General features: G+C 70.8%; 14 protein-coding genes. 7 read left to right on the top strand and 7 right to left on the bottom strand.

Features of this window, described 5'->3' with window-relative positions:
- Positions 1–59 precede the first annotated feature (59 nt).
- The 5 genes from ACQUST_RS04785 to ACQUST_RS04765 form a co-directional block, all read right to left on the bottom strand.
- Positions 60–728 (bottom strand): potassium channel family protein, encoded by a 669-nt coding sequence (locus tag ACQUST_RS04785; protein ID WP_435125599.1) that lies wholly within the window; start codon positions 726–728, stop codon positions 60–62.
- Positions 729–793: 65 nt separating this feature from the next.
- The gene (locus ACQUST_RS04780) at positions 794–994 is read right to left on the bottom strand and encodes a hypothetical protein (protein WP_435125597.1); all 201 of its coding nucleotides are present in this window, start codon (positions 992–994) and stop codon (positions 794–796) included.
- Complete coding sequence (locus ACQUST_RS04775; protein WP_435125595.1) at positions 994–2,607, bottom strand: TrkH family potassium uptake protein; 1,614 nt, start codon at positions 2,605–2,607, stop codon at positions 994–996. Before ACQUST_RS04775 ends, ACQUST_RS04780 begins: the two co-directional genes overlap by 1 nt.
- Positions 2,608–2,758: 151 nt before the next feature.
- Positions 2,759–3,580 (bottom strand): hypothetical protein, encoded by an 822-nt coding sequence (locus tag ACQUST_RS04770; protein WP_435125592.1) that lies wholly within the window; start codon positions 3,578–3,580, stop codon positions 2,759–2,761.
- A 14-nt stretch (positions 3,581–3,594) separates the two neighbouring features.
- The gene (locus ACQUST_RS04765; RefSeq protein WP_435125589.1) at positions 3,595–5,037 is read right to left on the bottom strand and encodes an MATE family efflux transporter; all 1,443 of its coding nucleotides are present in this window, start codon (positions 5,035–5,037) and stop codon (positions 3,595–3,597) included.
- Between the two features lie 251 nt (positions 5,038–5,288).
- On the opposite strand from ACQUST_RS04765, the gene ACQUST_RS04760 reads away from it, so the two are divergent.
- From ACQUST_RS04760 to ACQUST_RS04750, 3 genes are all read left to right on the top strand, one after another.
- Positions 5,289–5,891: a TetR family transcriptional regulator C-terminal domain-containing protein gene (locus ACQUST_RS04760; protein WP_435125586.1), complete on the top strand. Its 603-nt coding sequence runs from the start codon at positions 5,289–5,291 to the stop codon at positions 5,889–5,891.
- Positions 5,892–6,004: 113 nt separating this feature from the next.
- Complete coding sequence (locus tag ACQUST_RS04755) at positions 6,005–6,892, top strand: ArsR/SmtB family transcription factor (protein WP_435125583.1); 888 nt, start codon at positions 6,005–6,007, stop codon at positions 6,890–6,892.
- A 154-nt stretch (positions 6,893–7,046) separates the two neighbouring features.
- Positions 7,047–7,799, top strand: a complete 753-nt coding sequence (locus tag ACQUST_RS04750) for a hypothetical protein (protein ID WP_435125580.1) — start codon at positions 7,047–7,049, stop codon at positions 7,797–7,799.
- Positions 7,800–7,864: 65 nt separating this feature from the next.
- On the opposite strand, the gene ACQUST_RS04745 is transcribed toward ACQUST_RS04750, so the two are convergent.
- Positions 7,865–8,269 carry a YccF domain-containing protein gene (locus ACQUST_RS04745; protein ID WP_435125578.1) on the bottom strand — a complete coding sequence of 135 codons (405 nt, stop codon included), beginning with the start codon at positions 8,267–8,269 and terminating at the stop codon, positions 7,865–7,867.
- Between the two features lie 122 nt (positions 8,270–8,391).
- A complete protein-coding gene (locus ACQUST_RS04740) occupies positions 8,392–9,354 on the bottom strand; it encodes an MBL fold metallo-hydrolase (RefSeq protein ID WP_435125575.1) in 963 nt (320 codons plus the stop codon).
- Positions 9,355–9,589: 235 nt separating this feature from the next.
- Between ACQUST_RS04740 and ACQUST_RS04735 the strand changes: the two genes are divergently transcribed.
- The 4 genes from ACQUST_RS04735 to ACQUST_RS04720 all read left to right on the top strand — a co-directional run bounded on the left by ACQUST_RS04735 (position 9,590) and on the right by ACQUST_RS04720 (position 15,000).
- Positions 9,590–11,104, top strand: a complete 1,515-nt coding sequence (locus ACQUST_RS04735) for a hypothetical protein (protein WP_435125572.1) — start codon at positions 9,590–9,592, stop codon at positions 11,102–11,104.
- 67 nt (positions 11,105–11,171) lie between these two features.
- The gene (gene queC, locus ACQUST_RS04730; RefSeq protein ID WP_435125569.1) at positions 11,172–11,936 is read left to right on the top strand and encodes a 7-cyano-7-deazaguanine synthase QueC; all 765 of its coding nucleotides are present in this window, start codon (positions 11,172–11,174) and stop codon (positions 11,934–11,936) included.
- A gap of 96 nt (positions 11,937–12,032) precedes the next feature.
- Positions 12,033–12,557 carry a TrmB family transcriptional regulator gene (locus tag ACQUST_RS04725; RefSeq protein WP_435125567.1) on the top strand — a complete coding sequence of 175 codons (525 nt, stop codon included), beginning with the start codon at positions 12,033–12,035 and terminating at the stop codon, positions 12,555–12,557.
- A gap of 136 nt (positions 12,558–12,693) precedes the next feature.
- Positions 12,694–15,000 (top strand): PAS domain S-box protein, encoded by a 2,307-nt coding sequence (locus ACQUST_RS04720; protein ID WP_435125564.1) that lies wholly within the window; start codon positions 12,694–12,696, stop codon positions 14,998–15,000.
- Positions 15,001–15,064: the final 64 nt, after the last annotated feature.

Below are 15,064 nucleotides of genomic sequence, written 5' to 3'. Positions count from 1 at the left end.
CCGGGCGCTGGGCCGCGTCGAGTCGGGTCAAGTCGGGCCGGGTCGGGCCAATCGCGAGGCTACGATTCGCCGGTGAACGTCCGCATCACGTCCGCGGAGACGCCCTGCTTCGAGAACACCGTGACGAGGTCGCCGGCGTGCATCGTCGTTTCGCCGCGCGGGGTGATGACGTCCTGGCCGCGTTCGATGGCGACGACGAGGATGTCGTCGCCGAGCAGCCCTCGGTCGTCCGCCGCCGCCAGCGTCGTCTCGGCGAGCGGCGCGGACTCGGCGAGCGTGATTTCGAACACCTCGGCGCCGCCGGCGAGCGACATGAAGTCCTTGACCGAGGGGCGCTGGACGGCGCGGACAAGGTACTCGCCGATGAGCCGCTGGGGGTTTTCGAGGACGTTCACGCCGATGCGGCGGAACACGTCCATGTGCTCGGGGTTCTGCACGACGCTCACCTTCGATTCGATGCCGAGTTCCTCGGCGAGCAGCATCACCATGATGTTCGTCGCGTCGGCGTCGGTGGTCGTGATGACGGCGTCGGCGTCGTCCGCGCCGGCGTCCACCAGCGTCTCTTTCACCGTCGCGTCGTCGTTGATGACGAGATAGTCGTGGTTCCGGCTCACCGCCTCGGCCACCTCGGCGTCGGACTCGACGACGACGATTTCGTTCCGGGTCCGTTCGAGCAGGTCGATGACCTGCGACCCTATCGCACCCGCACCGACGACTATAGTATACATACGCCTCCAACAGTTTTGTCCGTTCTAAATCTTGCTTTCCGCAACATCCGGGCGGTTTCGGTCGGTCACCGGACGCCGTTGTAGGCGACGTAGCCGAGGAAGACGAGGATGTAGGCGACGGCGAGCGCCGTCGTGACGGCGTTGCGGCCGACGGCGCCGATGAGCGGAATCAGCACGGCGCCGGCGACGAGCAGCGCGTCGAACGTGCGGTCGTCCGCGCCGGCGGCGAGCAGCGGGCCGACGACCGGGACGTCTTCGAGCCGCATCAGTCGTACACCCCCGTGGAGACGAAGACGCCGCGCAGCAACACCAGCACCGGGATGATTTCGAGCCGACCGATCCACATGTTGAACAGGAACATCACCTTCGTGACGGTCGGCATGCCGGGGCCGGTGATGCCGGCGGAGAGCCCGACGTTCCCCTGCGCCGAGGCGACCTCGAAGAGGACGTTCTCCAGCGAGTAGCCGCCGGGGCCGGTCGGGAGGCTGACGAGCAGCACGAACGCGCCGAGCGCGAGGAAGACGAACCAGAGGAACGTGATGATTGCGGCCTCCTCGAACTCCTGGGCGGTCTCCTCGGAGGTCAGCGTCCGGCCGTCCAGTTGGAACGTCCGCACCGCGTTCGGCGGGTAGAAGACGCCGCGAATCCGGAACAGGGTCCCCTTGGTCAGCGTGAGCAGCCGGACGAGCTTGATGCCGCCGACCGTCGACCCGGCGGCGGCGCCGACGACCATGCCGGCGGCGACGGTCAACTGCGCCTGCGGCGACCAGTCCGTCCCGAGCGACCCGGCGGTCTGGAACCCGGTGCAGGAGGCCGCCGAGACGAACTGGAACAGGCCGTAGCGCACCGACTGGAACAGCGCCGCCGGGGCGCCGCGGAGGACGACGCCGGCGACCGCCACGGACTCGGGGGCGTAGACGCGCTCCGTGAACAGCAGCGCGGTCAGCAGCGCCGAGCCGAGCCCGAAGAAGACGAACACCCACCGGGTCTGCAGGTCCGTGTAGAGGTTCCGGAGGTCGCCGGTGAGCACGAGGTAGTGAATCGGGAACGCGATGCTGCCGAGCACCATCACCGGGACGAGCGCGAAGTCGATGGCGACGCTGCCGTACGTCCCGATGGAGCTGTCGGTGACGGAGAATCCGCCGGTCGCGAGCCCCGTCATCGCGTGGTTGATGGCGTGCCACATCGGCATCCCGGCGAGCCACAGCAGCAGCACCGAGAAGAACGTGAACAGCAGGAAGATCCACCAGATGGTGCGGACCGTCGAGACGATGCTGGGGTGAATCTTCTCCGAGCGCGCCTCGCTGCGGTACAGCGTCAGCGACCCGCTTCCGGGGCGGGCGAGCACCGCCGTCGTGAGCACGATGACGCCGACGCCGCCGACCCACTCGATGAGCGACCGCCACCACTGCAGCGTGCGCGGCAGCGCGTCCTCGTGGACCGACATGGTCAGGCCGGTGCCGGTGAAGCCGCTCATGCTCTCGAAGACGCCGTTCAGCGGGTTCCGGAACGCGGCGAGCGTCGACGACGCGTCGGTGCCGGCCGTCGTGAACCGAGCCGGAACGCCGAGCCACGCCGGGTCGAGCGCGGCGGTCCACGCGACGAAGAGGAACGGGAGCGACCCGAAGACGGCGACGAGGAACCAGCCCGACGCCGCGATCATCATGCCGTGGAGCCGTCCGGGGTCGTCGGCGCGGTCGAACCGTCGGCGCAGCGCCGCTCCGGCGAGCAGCGGCGCCGCGCCGGCGAGGACCAGCCCCGGGAGGACCCACCACTCGCGCCACACCAGCGGCACGACGACCGAGACGAGGACGAGCCCCGCGAGCGCCTCCAGCATCCGGCCGAGGTCGCGGGCGATGGTCCCGAGTCGAAGCGGCATATCGCTTTCGTTTGCACAACCGGCTTAAAAACGAGTTGGTTCAGGGCGCCATCTGAAGGCCCTGATATCGGTATCCGAAAGACGACGTTCCGCTTGGCGGCGGCGACCCGCGGCGCCGAACCCCGAGTCCGACCGCGGCGCCGACCGGCCGTCAGCGAATCGACCCGTCAGGGAGGCCCGATTCAACGGCCGCGCGGAGCCGGCGGACGTCGGCGGCGTCCGCGAGGTCGCCGAGCGCGTCGTCGAGGTTCGTCGCGAGCCGTCGGCGGTGGTCGTCGAGCGCCTCGCGGTCGACGTCGACGCCGAACCGCGCGCCGGCGGACGGCGCCGTCCGGTCGAACTGGAGGTGTCGGAGCGCGCCGAACTGCCGGCCGAGCGCAGCGAGCCGGTCGCGGCGACCGCGGTCCGCGCCGGCGAGCGTGGCGCCGATGACCGCGGCGCCCTCCCCGAGCGCGCCGACGGTGGCGTCGAGCAGCGACCGGTACTCCGCGGCCGACGGCGACGGCGCGTCGTGCATCCGGCTGAAGCCCTCGCTCATCCGTCGGGAGACGGCGACGAGCGTCCCGAAGCAGTCGTCGAGCCGGTCCGTCGAGGCCGCGCCGAGCGTCGAGTACGCGGAGGTCTGGAGGTAGTCGCCGGCGAGCAGCGACGCGGTGGTGTCGGCGCCGGCTGTCGAATCGTCGCCGGCCGCGTCGACCGCGGCCGCGCGGACGTCGGCCAGGAGGTCACAGCGGAGCAGGCAGTAGCCGCGGAGCAGTTCGACCGCGGCGGCGGCGCGGACGGCCGACTTGCCGGGCGCGTCTCCCGAGACGGCCTCGGCGGTGCCGACGAGCAGGTCGCCGTACGGCCGGCGCTCACGGCGCAGGACGGCGCGCCGGGCGGGGGCGAGCTGCTCGCGGTCGGCGTAGCCGAGCGCGGATTCGAGGGCGGATTCGAGCGCCGCGTCGACGTCGGTGTCGCGGTTCCGTGACATCTGCGTGCTGGGTCTCAGTCGTCCGTGGTTCGCGCGTCGGGGTCGGGCGAGCGGCCGGGTGCGTCGGCCGCCGCGTCGGTGACGTCGGCGTCGCGCCACGTGTCGCGCTGGTACCAGGCGTACGCGATGGCGGCGCCGGCGACGTTCGACACAGCGAACGCGGCCCATATGCCTGTTTCGCCGAAGGGGTCGGCGGTGAACCACGCGAGCGGGAGCCGAATCCCGCCGAGCATCGCGACGGAGATGGCGGCGGCGGTCAGCGTCTTGCCGGCGCCGCGGAAGCTCCCGGTGTACGCGCGCATGACGCCGATGAAGCCGAAGGTGAGCGCGACGTACCGGAGGAACTCCGTGGCGACGTCGACGACGGCCGGGTCGGTCGTGAACACGCTGGCGATGGGCGCGGCGGCGACCCAGACGACGACGCCGGCGGCGGTGAGCACGCCGAACAGCGTCTTCGAGGCGAGCCGCACCGCGGCCTCCGCGCGGTCCGGCTTCCCGGCGCCCATGTTCTGCCCGGTCATGGTTTCGACGCCGCGGGCGACCGCGATGGCGGGCAGGAAGATGACGGAGAACACGCGCGTCCCGATGCCGTAGCCGGCGACGACCGTCGTGGAGAAGGTGCCGACGACGACCAGCAGCAGATTGATGGAGAGCGCCCGGCCCATCCCCTCGACCGACGCCGGAATCCCGATGCGGAGCAGGCGCCGGAGCGACGCCGCGTCGGGGACCATGTCGGCCAGGTGAATCTGGACGCCCCGGGTGCCGGCGAGCATGATCGCGAGGCCGACGAGCATCGCGAGGCCGCGGGAGAACACGGTGGCGATGGCGGCGCCCTGCATCCCGAGTTCCGGGAACGGCCCCCAGCCGAATATCATGAACGGGTCGAGCGCGATGTTGAGCACGACCGACCCGAACATGACCACCATCGGCGTGATGGTGTCGCCCGAGCCGCGCATCAGCGAGACGAACACGAAGAAGCCGAACATGAACACGAGGCCGAGCGAGATGACCTGCATGTAGCCCGCCGCGCGCGGCAGCACGTCGGCGGACGCCCCCATGAGCGCGAGGAACTCGTCGACGAAGAGGTAGCCGACGCCGCCGAGGACGACCGAGGCGATGAGCGCGAACGTGATGGTCTGGGAGGCGGCGTACTCGGCCGCCCGTTCCTCGTCGGCGCCGGTGTGCTGGGCGACGAGGACGCTCCCCGCGACGGAGAGCCCGGTGCCGAGCGAGATGAGCAGGAACACCATCGGGAACGCGAACGAGATGGCGGCCAGCGCGTCGGTGCTGTACTGGCCGAGCCAGAACGTGTCGCCGAGGTTGTAGGCGGTCTGGAAGAGGTTCGTCACCACGATGGGGAGCGAGAGATACAGCAGCGGCTTGCCGATGTCGCCGGACGTCAGGTCGAACTCGTCGCGGCCCTTGAACAGCGCGGCGACGCGGCCACGGAGGCTCATCCCCCGACCACCGCGGTGGGCACGGCGACGGCGGCCCCGTTCGTCGAGTCGGCTCGAAGCAGTGCGTCGTTCATTGCGTACCTGATACTGACTGACTAGTTAGTCAAAAGCCCTTCGGGAATCGGAGAGCCGCGATTCTTCGCCTCAGACGGGGGAAACCGAGGACCCTGGCTGATTGACCATGTGGTTCACTCGGCGGCTCGACCGCCGCTCCACAAGTGTTTTGCCGGGGTCACTCCGAAGAGAGACTGATGAGTGATTCCTCGGAGACGAGCCCCGAGTCCGACGTCGACGAGGAGATCATGGAGGCGACCTACCGCGCGCTGTGCGAGTACGGCTACGCGGACCTGACGGTGAAACGCATCGCCGAGGAGTACGGCAAGTCGACGGCCGCCATCCACTACCACTACGACACCAAAGACGACCTGCTGGCGGCGTTCCTCGACTACCTGCTCGACCGGTTCGTCGACACCGTCCACGGCGTCGACGTCACCGACCCCGACGAACGGCTGGACCTGCTCCTCGACCGGCTCTTGCTCGACCACGTCGACCGCCGGGACTTCCTGGTCGCGATGCTCGAGATGCGGGCGCAGGCGCCCCACAACGAGCAGTTCGACGCGCAGTTCGAGGCGAACGAGGAGTACATCCGGTACATGCTCCGCACCGTCATCAGCGACGGCATCGACCGGGGCGCGTTCGCGGACGTCGACGCCGAACACGCCGCCAGGTCGCTGATGACTATCGTCGACGGCGCCCGGACCCGCGCGGCGCTGCTCGACACCGAGGAGACGCTCACCGACGCCCGGCAGACCGCCGACGAGTACGTCACCGCGGTGCTCAAAGCCGACCGGTGACGCCGACCGACGACGCCAACCGACGACGCCGACCGCGGACGGCGACCCAGGACGCCGGCGCCTGGTCGGCGGCCGTCGATACCTCTATACGGCCGTCAGACCACCAGCCCCGCATGAGTGAGCCGATTGTCGACGCGACGGACCCGGACGAGGCGTTCGCCGCGCTCGCGGACGAGACGCGGCTCGCCATCCTCCGGGCGCTGGCGGACGCCGACGGCGACGAGGCGACGTTCTCGGCGCTCCGCGACGCGGTCGGGATGCGCGACTCCGGCCAGTTCAACTACCACCTCCAGAAGCTCACCGGGACGTTCGTCGCGAAGACCGACGACAGCTACCGGCTGACCGTCGCCGGCCGGCAGATCCGCGGCGCGCTGCTCGCCGGCCGCTACACCAAAACCGGGTCGGTCGACCCGGTTCCGCTGGACGACCCGTGTCCGGCGTGCGGCGGCGACCGGACGTTCCACTACGACGACCAGCAGGTCGAAATCACGTGCGACGACTGCGACCTCGGCAGTTTCTTCGGCATCCCGCCCGGCGTGTTCGCCGGCTACGACGCCGACGAGTGGCCCGCCGTCGCGAACCGGTATCTCAGGACGGTGGTTCAGCAGGCCGCCAGCGGCTTCTGCCCGTTCTGTGACGGCCGGATGCGGTCCCGGCTCGCCGACCAGCTCGCGACGACCGACGACGACGCCTCGCCGCCCGAGGAGTACCGGGACGTCCCGACGTTCCGGTTCACCTGCGACCGGTGTGGAGAGACGCTCGCCGGCGACCTCGGGGTCGCCCTGCTGGACGTCCCGGCCGTCGTCGCGTTCTACCACGACCACGGCGTCGACGTGCGTGACGAGCCGCTGTCGGCGTTCCGGACCATCAGCACCGACCGCGCCCGCATCGTCGACCGCGACCCGCTCCGCGCCGCCGTGACGTTTACAGCCGACGACGAGTCGCTCACGGTCGAACTCGACGAGTCGCTCGCGGTGGTCGAGGCGGAGCGCACCGACTGACGCCGCACCCGGCTCGGGGCGGCGGCAGGCGACACGGACACTCGACGGGCACCGGGCGCTCCGGCGAATCGTCGTCGCGGACCCCCGCTGCAGCCGGTCGAAAACCCCCGGAGCAGTAACTCTTAGGAGGGTGACGTGACTGGGAGGGGAACACATGGCAACGAACACGATTCGCGGGACGGTCGCGGGGCTCGGCCGGCGAGCGAACCCGGCGTTCGCCGTCGGCGTCGTCGCGGTGTCGGTCGCCGCGTTCGGCTACGCGGTCACGGCGGCGTCGATACAGCAGCACACCTACATCCACGTCATGGCGGGGCTGCTGTGGACCGGGACGGACATCTTCATCGGCGGGATTCTCGGCCCGGTCATCGGCGGACTGGACGAAGAGCAGAGCGCCGCCGTGTTCGAGCGTCTCACCCCGAAGACCTCGTTTTTCCTGCCGTCGATGGCGTTCCTCACGATCGCCGCGGGGCTGACGCTCGCCATCCGAATCGGGCTGTTCCCGCACGCCGAGCCGTGGCTCGCGCTGTTCACCGCCGCGAACCTGATTCCGGTGATGCTGCTGGTCGGCTGGCGGCTGAACGCCTGGCGCGACCGCCGCTGGCAGGCCATCACCGCCGTCGTCACCGTCGGGTCGCTCGCGTGGGTCGCGACCACCGTCGGCCAGTTCCAGATGACGTCGCCGGCCATCGTCGTCACGCTCGCCATCGTCACGATTCTCTCCGTGCAGGGGTTCGACTTCCTGATGCCGGGCGAAGTCCGGATGTACATGGAGATGGTGTCCGACGACCCCGACCCGTCGGTCATCTCGGCCATCGGCCAGCAGAACGCGAAACTCGGCGGCGTGCAGGGGCTGTTCCAACTCGTCCTCATCGCCGTCATGGTGTCGCTGCGCTACGGCGGCTTCTGAGTCGCCGAGTCCCTGAGTCGGCCGTTGCCCCCGGCGACGCGGAGCCGCCTCGGCTCGCGACCGCCTCAGTATTCGTACAGCGAGACGACGTACGGGAGCTTGTTGTACATCCAGACGGCGACCGGAATGCCGACGACCGAGAGCGTGAACAGGTAGGCGACGCCGGTCCAGACGCCGCTCGCCCACCAGCCGACGAACACGAAGTAGACGCCGCGGACGACGAGGCCGTGCGGCTGTTCGCTCGGCGTCCCGGTCTCGTCGACGAAGTCGCGCTCCTTCAGCGACAGCACCTTCGGCACCGTGTTTATCATCCGGATGCCGAGCGGCAGCCCGACGACGGTGACGTTCAGGAGCCAGGCGACCGACAGCCAGAGCCCGGTCGCCCACCACCCGACCAGGACGAACCACACCGCGCGGACCAGCAGCGAGGGCTCGGACCCGCCTGCTCGCGTCGACTCAGTGTTTGCCATTCGTTCCGGGTTCGCGCTCGCCGGCTAACTGTCTTTGGGCGGTTTCCGTCACGGAGCGTCCCGGCGCCGGGGCGCTGTTCGCCACAGACCGCGAGGGCTGGCCGACGCTGCGGCTGCAGCGGTCAGTCGACGGTGTACCGCGCGGTGCCGTCGACGACGGTCCGCTCGACGCGCCCGGCGTCCACGAGGTGCGCCAGGATGCTCATCGTCTCCGGGAGGACGTACCGGACGTCGTGGCCGGCCTGGATGGCGTCGACGACCGCCGCGGCGGTTCGGTTGCCGTCCGCGACCGCCGCCTCGACCTTGTCGACGCGGCCGTTCAGTTTCGCGCGGTCGCGCGTCACCGTCTCCGCGAACCGGGCGTGGACGTCGCCGTGGCCCGGGTACGTCCGGTCGACGTCGCGGGCGGCGAGCGCGTCGAGCGCGTCCGAGAACGCCGGGACCGCCTCGCGGTAGCCGTCGTCGTAGCCGTCGTGCAGCAGCGCCGAGCGGAACGGCAACAGCACCATGTCGCCGGAGAACAGCACGTCGTCGCCGCCGAGCGTCGCCGCGTAACACAGGTGGTCTGCCTGGTGGCCCGGCGTGTGAATCGGGTCGAACTCGACGCCGCCGACCCGCAGCGGCTCGCCCGGGTCGACCGCGTCGTCGACGCTGTCCGGCGGGAGCAGCGACCGGGCGCGCTCGAGCGACGCGACGGCGGTCTCGGCGGCCTCGTCCAGTTGGTCTTCGGGGAGGCCGGCCGGTTCGAGGTTCGCGCGGCTGCGTTCGCGGACGGCGTCGGCGTCGCGGTTCAGCCGGTCGACCGCGGAGGCCGGCGCGTGCACCGTCGGGTCGCCGGCGTCGAGCAGCGTCGGAATCTGCCCGGTGTGGTCCGGGTGCGGATGCGTCACCACGACGTGGTCGACGTCGGCCGGCGCCAGGTCGGCCGCCGCCAGCCCGTCCCGGAGCGACGCCTCGGTGTTCGGGAGGCCGGCGTCGACGAGGATTCGCTCGTCCGCGTCGACGAGGAACGCGGCGACGTGCCCCGGCGGCCAGTCCATCGGGAACTCCAGCCGTGTCACCGAGACGGAGCCGCCGTCAGCCATTCCGGGCCACCGGGTCGAGCGAGCTGTGGTCTCGGCCGCGAGCCGCGTCTGTCACCGCGTCGGGGTCGGCGTCGGAGGCGCGCCTTCGTCGCATGGTTGCCGACTCGCGCAGGGCCCACAAAGGCGTTCCTGCATCGGAACTCCGTCGGCGGAGCCGCACGGCCGGCCGCCGGTCGGTCAAACGGCCGTTTGAGTCCCCCGAAAGCGTATGTCGGGCGGCGGGGACGGTCCGGCTATGCGCCGCAGAACGGTCCTCGCGCTGCTCGGCTCGACCGCCTCCGCCGGCTGTTCGACGCTCGGCTCACCGCCGACGGACACCGCGGACGCGACGCGGACGCGGCCGGCTCGCTCGACCGACGAAACGCCGACACCGGCCGACGGCGGCGACGTGTCGCCGCTGGAGCCGGAGAAGGACTGGAGCCTCGTGGCGTTCCAGACGCTCCCCGTGACGGTCGCGCTGCCGGAGACGCGGTCGCGGACGCGCGACGACGGCTCCGTCGCGATGCAGTTCGCTCGAACCGCCACCGCGGACGGCCCCGCGCTGCTCCGCGGAACGTTCACGAACCGGAACGACGCCGCGAACACGTTCGACCTGCACGCGCTCCCGCTGTTCCAGTCTGTCCCGTCGGCGTGGCCCGGCGGCCGCCCGCGGAGCGAACGGTACACGTACCGCGACGAACTCGTGTTGGCGCCGACGGCCGACCACGACCTCGCGACGGCGACGCCGGCGGTGGCGCTGGCCGACGACGGCCGGTGGCGGCTCGACGATCCGGTCGACGGGCCGTGGTTCCCGGAGCAGGCCCGGCTCGGCCCCGGCGAGTCCGTGCGAATCGAGTACGCGCTGGTGGGCCGCGGCGAGGGCTCGGGGTTCCCGCGGGCCCGCTACCGGTTCGACGGGCACGGCGACCGCACCGTCGACGTCGCGGTCTGGTCGACCGACCACCCCGGGCCGACGGGCGACTCCCGGTTCGCGGGCGCGTCGCCGCCGGCGCTCCCGGAGGCGACGCGGATGGCGTGGTACCACGGCGCCGACGCGGCGACGACGTCGTTCCTCCGGCCGGAGTCCGAGCGGGTGGAGCTGCCGGCGAGCGTCGACTACACGCTCGTCAACCACGGCCGGAGCCGGCTCGCCGGGAATCCGTACTTCTGGCGGCTGTGGAAGCTCGTCGACGGCCGGTGGTTCCACGTCGCGCCGCGGGGCTGGCCGGTGCCGCTGTCGTTCGTTCCGCCGGGCGGGACCGAGACGTGGACGCTCGCGGCGTTCGACGAACACGCCATCGACACGGGCGCGTCGTCGACGGTCGGCTTCCTCGGCGGCGGCCGGTACGCCTTCGAGGTCGGCGTCGGCCGCGAACGCAGAACGGACGCCGCGCTGCTCGACGTCGAGGCGCCGGCGGCGACGCTGGAGCCGACCGAGGGCCTGACCGTGACTCGCGACGGCTCGCGGGTCCGCGTCAGGTGGCCGCGCCGCGCCGACGAGGTGCCGCGGGCGACGCTGACGCTGACCCGAGCGGACGCCGGCGACACCGCCGAGACCCGCCTCATCACGGAGCAGGTGATGCAGCCGCACAACGCCGCGCTCCGGAACACGCTGCCGTACGTGGAGGACGGCGTCACGGCCGTCTCGCTCGTCACGGACCGCAACACCGTCTCGCGAGGGGCGCGGACCGGCGGCTACGAACCGGGGCGCTTCCGGTTCCGCTACGAGGGAGCCGTCTACGAGGCCGCGGCGACCTTCGACGGCGCGTGAACCGCGCCGCTTCGGGCGCCGCCGCTCGGAGCGAAACGCACACGGCCGGCCGCGGCGAACGGCGAACATGAGCGACGCGAACGACCCCGGCGAACCGAGCGCCGGACGCGACGACGGCGGCCCGAGCAGCAGCCCCGACAGCGACAGCGGCGGCGCAGTCGTGCTGCTGTCGGGCGGGATGGACAGCGCGACGGCCGCGGCGCTCGCGCGGGAGCGCGGCCACGACCTGCACCTGCTGCACACGTCGTACGGGCAGCGGACGGAGGCGAAAGAGCGGCGGTGCGCCGAGCGGCTCGCCGACGAGTTCGACGCATCGTCGTTCCTCCACGTCGAGACGGACCACCTGCAGCGAATCGGCGGGTCGTCGCTGACGGACGACTCGATGGCGGTCCCCGACGCCGACGTGGACGCCGAGGAGGTCCCGTCGTCGTACGTCCCGTTCCGGAACGCGAACCTCCTCGCGATGGCGGTGTCGCTCGCGGAGGCGAACGGCTGTGCGGCCGTCTACATGGGCGCGCACTCGGAGGACTTCTCGGGGTACCCGGACTGCCGCCCCGAGTTCTTCGAGGCGTTCGAGGCGATGGTCGACGTCGGCACGAAGCCGGAGACGGACGTCGCCGTCGAGGCGCCGTTCGCCGAGTGGTCGAAGACCGACGTCGTCGAGCGGGGCGTCGACCTCGGCGTCCCGTTCGAACACACGTGGTCGTGCTACCGGGCGGAGGCCCCGGCCTGCGGGACGTGTGACGCCTGCGCGTTCCGGCTGCAGGCGTTCCAGCGCGCCGGCGTCCGCGACCCCATCGAGTACGCGGAGCGACCGGACTACCAGAACTGAGCCGGAAAACTGCGGACGCGTTTGGAATCCCGCGCGAAGAGTGCCGCCCGTGGCAGGCAGGCAGTATTTATAGGTCCGAATCGTTCATGCAGGTAGATGGACCAGATCGAGCTGACCGACAGCCAGCGGGAGCTGCTCGCTGCGCTCGTCGACAGGTACCAGACCTCGGAGTCCCCGGTCACCGGCGAGGTGCTCGCCGAGGACGTCGACCGGAACCCGGGGACGATTCGGAACCAGATGCAGAGCCTGAAGGCGCTGAATCTGGTCGAAGGCATCCCCGGGCCGAAGGGCGGCTACAAGGCGACGGCGAACGCGTACAACGTCCTCGACTACCAGTCGCTGGAGAACCCGGAGACTGTGATGCTGGCCCGCGAGTACGACCACGTCGACGTCACGGTCGACGAGATCGACTTCACGAACGTCCACGACCCCGACGAGTGCGAGGCGCGCCTCCACTTCGAAGAGCCGGTCGAGCAGTTCGACGAGGGCGACGCGATTCTCGTCGGGCCGACCCCGATTTCGAAGCTCGTGCTCGGCGGCGTCGTCCAGTCGGTCGACGCCGCAGCCAACGAGGTCGTCGTCGACGTCGCCAGCCTCGAAGCGCCGCTCGACGAAGCGTGACGGCGACGAACCGCGACGGGCCGAACTCCTCCGCGGCGAATTTCTCCTCTGTTCCCGTAATTTCAACCGTTTTCCGCGGCGAGTCGCCCGATTCCGCCCACTACGCTTTTACTCGCAGACCCGGTACTCCAGTCGAATGACCGAGTCGCCGTTCGAGCAGGACGGCATCGGCCCCGTCTCGACAGCGACGGGTCGCGGCATCGACGTGCTCCACGTCGAGGACCACCACGCCTTCGCGGAGTTGACCGCGCTGTCGCTCGAACGGCTGAACGACCGGCTCACCGTCACCACCGCCGACAGCGCCGCGGCCGCGACGGACGTGCTCGCCGGCGACGACGTCGACGTCGACTGCGTCGTCAGCGACTACGACATGGCGAACGTGGACGGCCTCGAATTCCTCGAAACCGTCCGCGAGGCCGACCCGGACCTCCCGTTCATCCTGTTCACCGGGAAGGGCAGCGAGGAGATCGCCAGCGACGCCATCTCCGCCGGCGTCACGGACTACCTCCGGAAGGGGGCGGGGACCGAGCAGTTCGACCTGCTCGCGAACCGCATCGTCAACGCCGTCGACCAGCACCGCGCGGAGCGCACCGCCACCCGGGTGGAGCAGCGGCTCCGCGAACTCGCCGAGAACACGACGCAGGTGCTGTGGATGTTCACCGGGGACTGGAGCGACCTGCTGTTCGTGAACTCGCCGTACGAGCGCATCTACGGCCACTCCGTCGACGACCTGGCGGCGGATCCGACGAGCTTCCTCGACGCCGTCCACCCCGACGACCGCGACGCGGTCCGAGACGCGATGGCGCGGCTCTCCGCCGGCGAGACGGCGGACCTGAAGTACCGGGTGAACCCGGCGGAGTCGTTCGGCCGCTGGGTGTGGGTGCAGGCGCAGCCGATTCGGGACGCCGACGGCGACGTGGTCCGCATCGTCGGCTTCACCCGCGACATCACGGAGTGGAAACAGCAAGAGCGGACGCTCGAAGCGCTCCACGAGACGAGCCGCCGGCTGATGAGCGCCGAGTCCGACGACGACATCGCCCGCATCGCCGTCGACGCGGCCCACGACCTGCTCGGCATCCCGATCACGGGCTGCTGGCTGTACGACGACGACGAGGACGTGCTGCGCCCGGCGGCGTTCACCGAGCAGGCCGCCGTGACGGTCGGCGACCAGCCGACGTTCCGCGGCGGCGACAGCCTCGCGTGGGAGGCGTTCCAGTCCGGCGAACATCACGTCTATGGCGACGTGTCAACCGTCGACGGACGCTACAACCGCGAAACCGCGATCCGGAGCGAAGTCATCGTGCCGCTCGGCGAGTTCGGCGTCCTGAACTTCGGGTCGCGGGAGCCCGACCTGTTCGACGACCGCGACGTGTCGCTCGCGCGCATCCTCGCGGCGAACACCGAGGCGGCGCTCGTGAGAGCCTCCCGGGAGTCCGCGCTCCGCGCGGAGCGCGTCTTCTTCGACCAGGCGCTGAACGCGCTCGAAGACCCGTTTTACGTCGTCGGCCTCGACGGCACGATGCACCGCTGGAACGACACCTTCCGCGAGGTCACCGGCTACACCGACGACGAAATCGCGTCGATGACGCCCGCCGACTTCGTCGTCGACGACGACGTCGACCGGGTCGTCGAGGCCATCGCCGACGTCTACGACGGCGGCACCACGACGGTCCAGACGACGGTGGAAACGAAGGACGGCCGCCGCATCCCGTACGAACTCAGCGGGTCGGTGCTCACTGACGCCGCCGGCGACCCCGCGGGGCTGGTCGGCGTCGGCCGCGACGTGACCGAACGCCGTGCGCGCGAAGAGCGGCTGACCCGGCAGAACGAGCGGCTCGAACAGTTCACCCGCATCGTCTCACACGACGTCAGGAACCCGCTGAACGTCGCGCAGGGCCGGCTCGAACTGGCGCGGGAGGAGCGCGACAGCGACCAGCTCGCGGCGGTCGCCGACGCGCACGACCGCATCGAGACGCTCATCGACGACCTGCTGACGGTCGCGAAGGAGGGCGACGAGGTCACGGACCTGGAGCCGGTGTCGCTCGCCGACGTCGCCGCGGAGAGCTGGGGGACCGTCGACACCGACCGGGTCGTCGAGGCGGACCCGAACAGGCTCCAGCAGCTCCTCGAGAACCTGTTCCGGAACGCGGTCGACCACGGCGGCCCGGGCGTCACGGTGACCGTCGGCGACCGGCCCGACGGCTTCTTCGTCGCCGACGACGGCCCCGGAATCCCGGAGGAGAAGCGCGACCGCGTCTTCGAGTCGGGCTACTCGACCGCCGCGCACGGCACCGGCTTCGGTCTCAGCATCGTCCGCCGCATCGCCGACGGCCACGGCTGGACCGTCGATGTCGCTTCGCACAGCGACGGCGGCGCGCGGTTCGACATCTCCGGCGTCTCCACCGCCACGGATGCCGCGGACGCCACAGAGGAGACGGACTAACTCATCTCGCTTCTCGCGGCTCGGAATCGGGGGAACTGACGGGTGCGCCGGGAATCGGAGGGAA

The sequence above is a fragment of the Halobaculum sp. D14 genome (genome assembly GCF_051195135.1).
Lineage (GTDB): Archaea > Halobacteriota > Halobacteria > Halobacteriales > Haloferacaceae > JBNTKA01.
The sequence above is the reverse complement of the archived record's forward strand: the minus strand, read 5'-3'. Positions and strand labels throughout refer to the sequence as shown.

What these genes read in the sequence shown, in the direction of transcription:
- ACQUST_RS04785 (WP_435125599.1), bottom strand. Translation starts at nt 728, where the DNA reads ATGTATACTATAGTCGTCGGTGCGGGTGCGATAGGGTCGCAGGTCATC.
- ACQUST_RS04780 (WP_435125597.1), bottom strand. Translation starts at nt 994, where the DNA reads ATGCGGCTCGAAGACGTCCCGGTCGTCGGCCCGCTGCTCGCCGCCGGC.
- ACQUST_RS04775 (WP_435125595.1), bottom strand. Translation starts at nt 2,607, where the DNA reads ATGCCGCTTCGACTCGGGACCATCGCCCGCGACCTCGGCCGGATGCTG.
- ACQUST_RS04770 (WP_435125592.1), bottom strand. Translation starts at nt 3,580, where the DNA reads ATGTCACGGAACCGCGACACCGACGTCGACGCGGCGCTCGAATCCGCC.
- ACQUST_RS04765 (WP_435125589.1), bottom strand. Translation starts at nt 5,037, where the DNA reads ATGAGCCTCCGTGGCCGCGTCGCCGCGCTGTTCAAGGGCCGCGACGAG.
- ACQUST_RS04760 (WP_435125586.1), top strand. Translation starts at nt 5,289, where the DNA reads ATGAGTGATTCCTCGGAGACGAGCCCCGAGTCCGACGTCGACGAGGAG.
- ACQUST_RS04755 (WP_435125583.1), top strand. Translation starts at nt 6,005, where the DNA reads ATGAGTGAGCCGATTGTCGACGCGACGGACCCGGACGAGGCGTTCGCC.
- ACQUST_RS04750 (WP_435125580.1), top strand. Translation starts at nt 7,047, where the DNA reads ATGGCAACGAACACGATTCGCGGGACGGTCGCGGGGCTCGGCCGGCGA.
- ACQUST_RS04745 (WP_435125578.1), bottom strand. Translation starts at nt 8,269, where the DNA reads ATGGCAAACACTGAGTCGACGCGAGCAGGCGGGTCCGAGCCCTCGCTG.
- ACQUST_RS04740 (WP_435125575.1), bottom strand. Translation starts at nt 9,354, where the DNA reads ATGGCTGACGGCGGCTCCGTCTCGGTGACACGGCTGGAGTTCCCGATG.
- ACQUST_RS04735 (WP_435125572.1), top strand. Translation starts at nt 9,590, where the DNA reads ATGCGCCGCAGAACGGTCCTCGCGCTGCTCGGCTCGACCGCCTCCGCC.
- queC (WP_435125569.1), top strand. Translation starts at nt 11,172, where the DNA reads ATGAGCGACGCGAACGACCCCGGCGAACCGAGCGCCGGACGCGACGAC.
- ACQUST_RS04725 (WP_435125567.1), top strand. Translation starts at nt 12,033, where the DNA reads ATGGACCAGATCGAGCTGACCGACAGCCAGCGGGAGCTGCTCGCTGCG.
- ACQUST_RS04720 (WP_435125564.1), top strand. Translation starts at nt 12,694, where the DNA reads ATGACCGAGTCGCCGTTCGAGCAGGACGGCATCGGCCCCGTCTCGACA.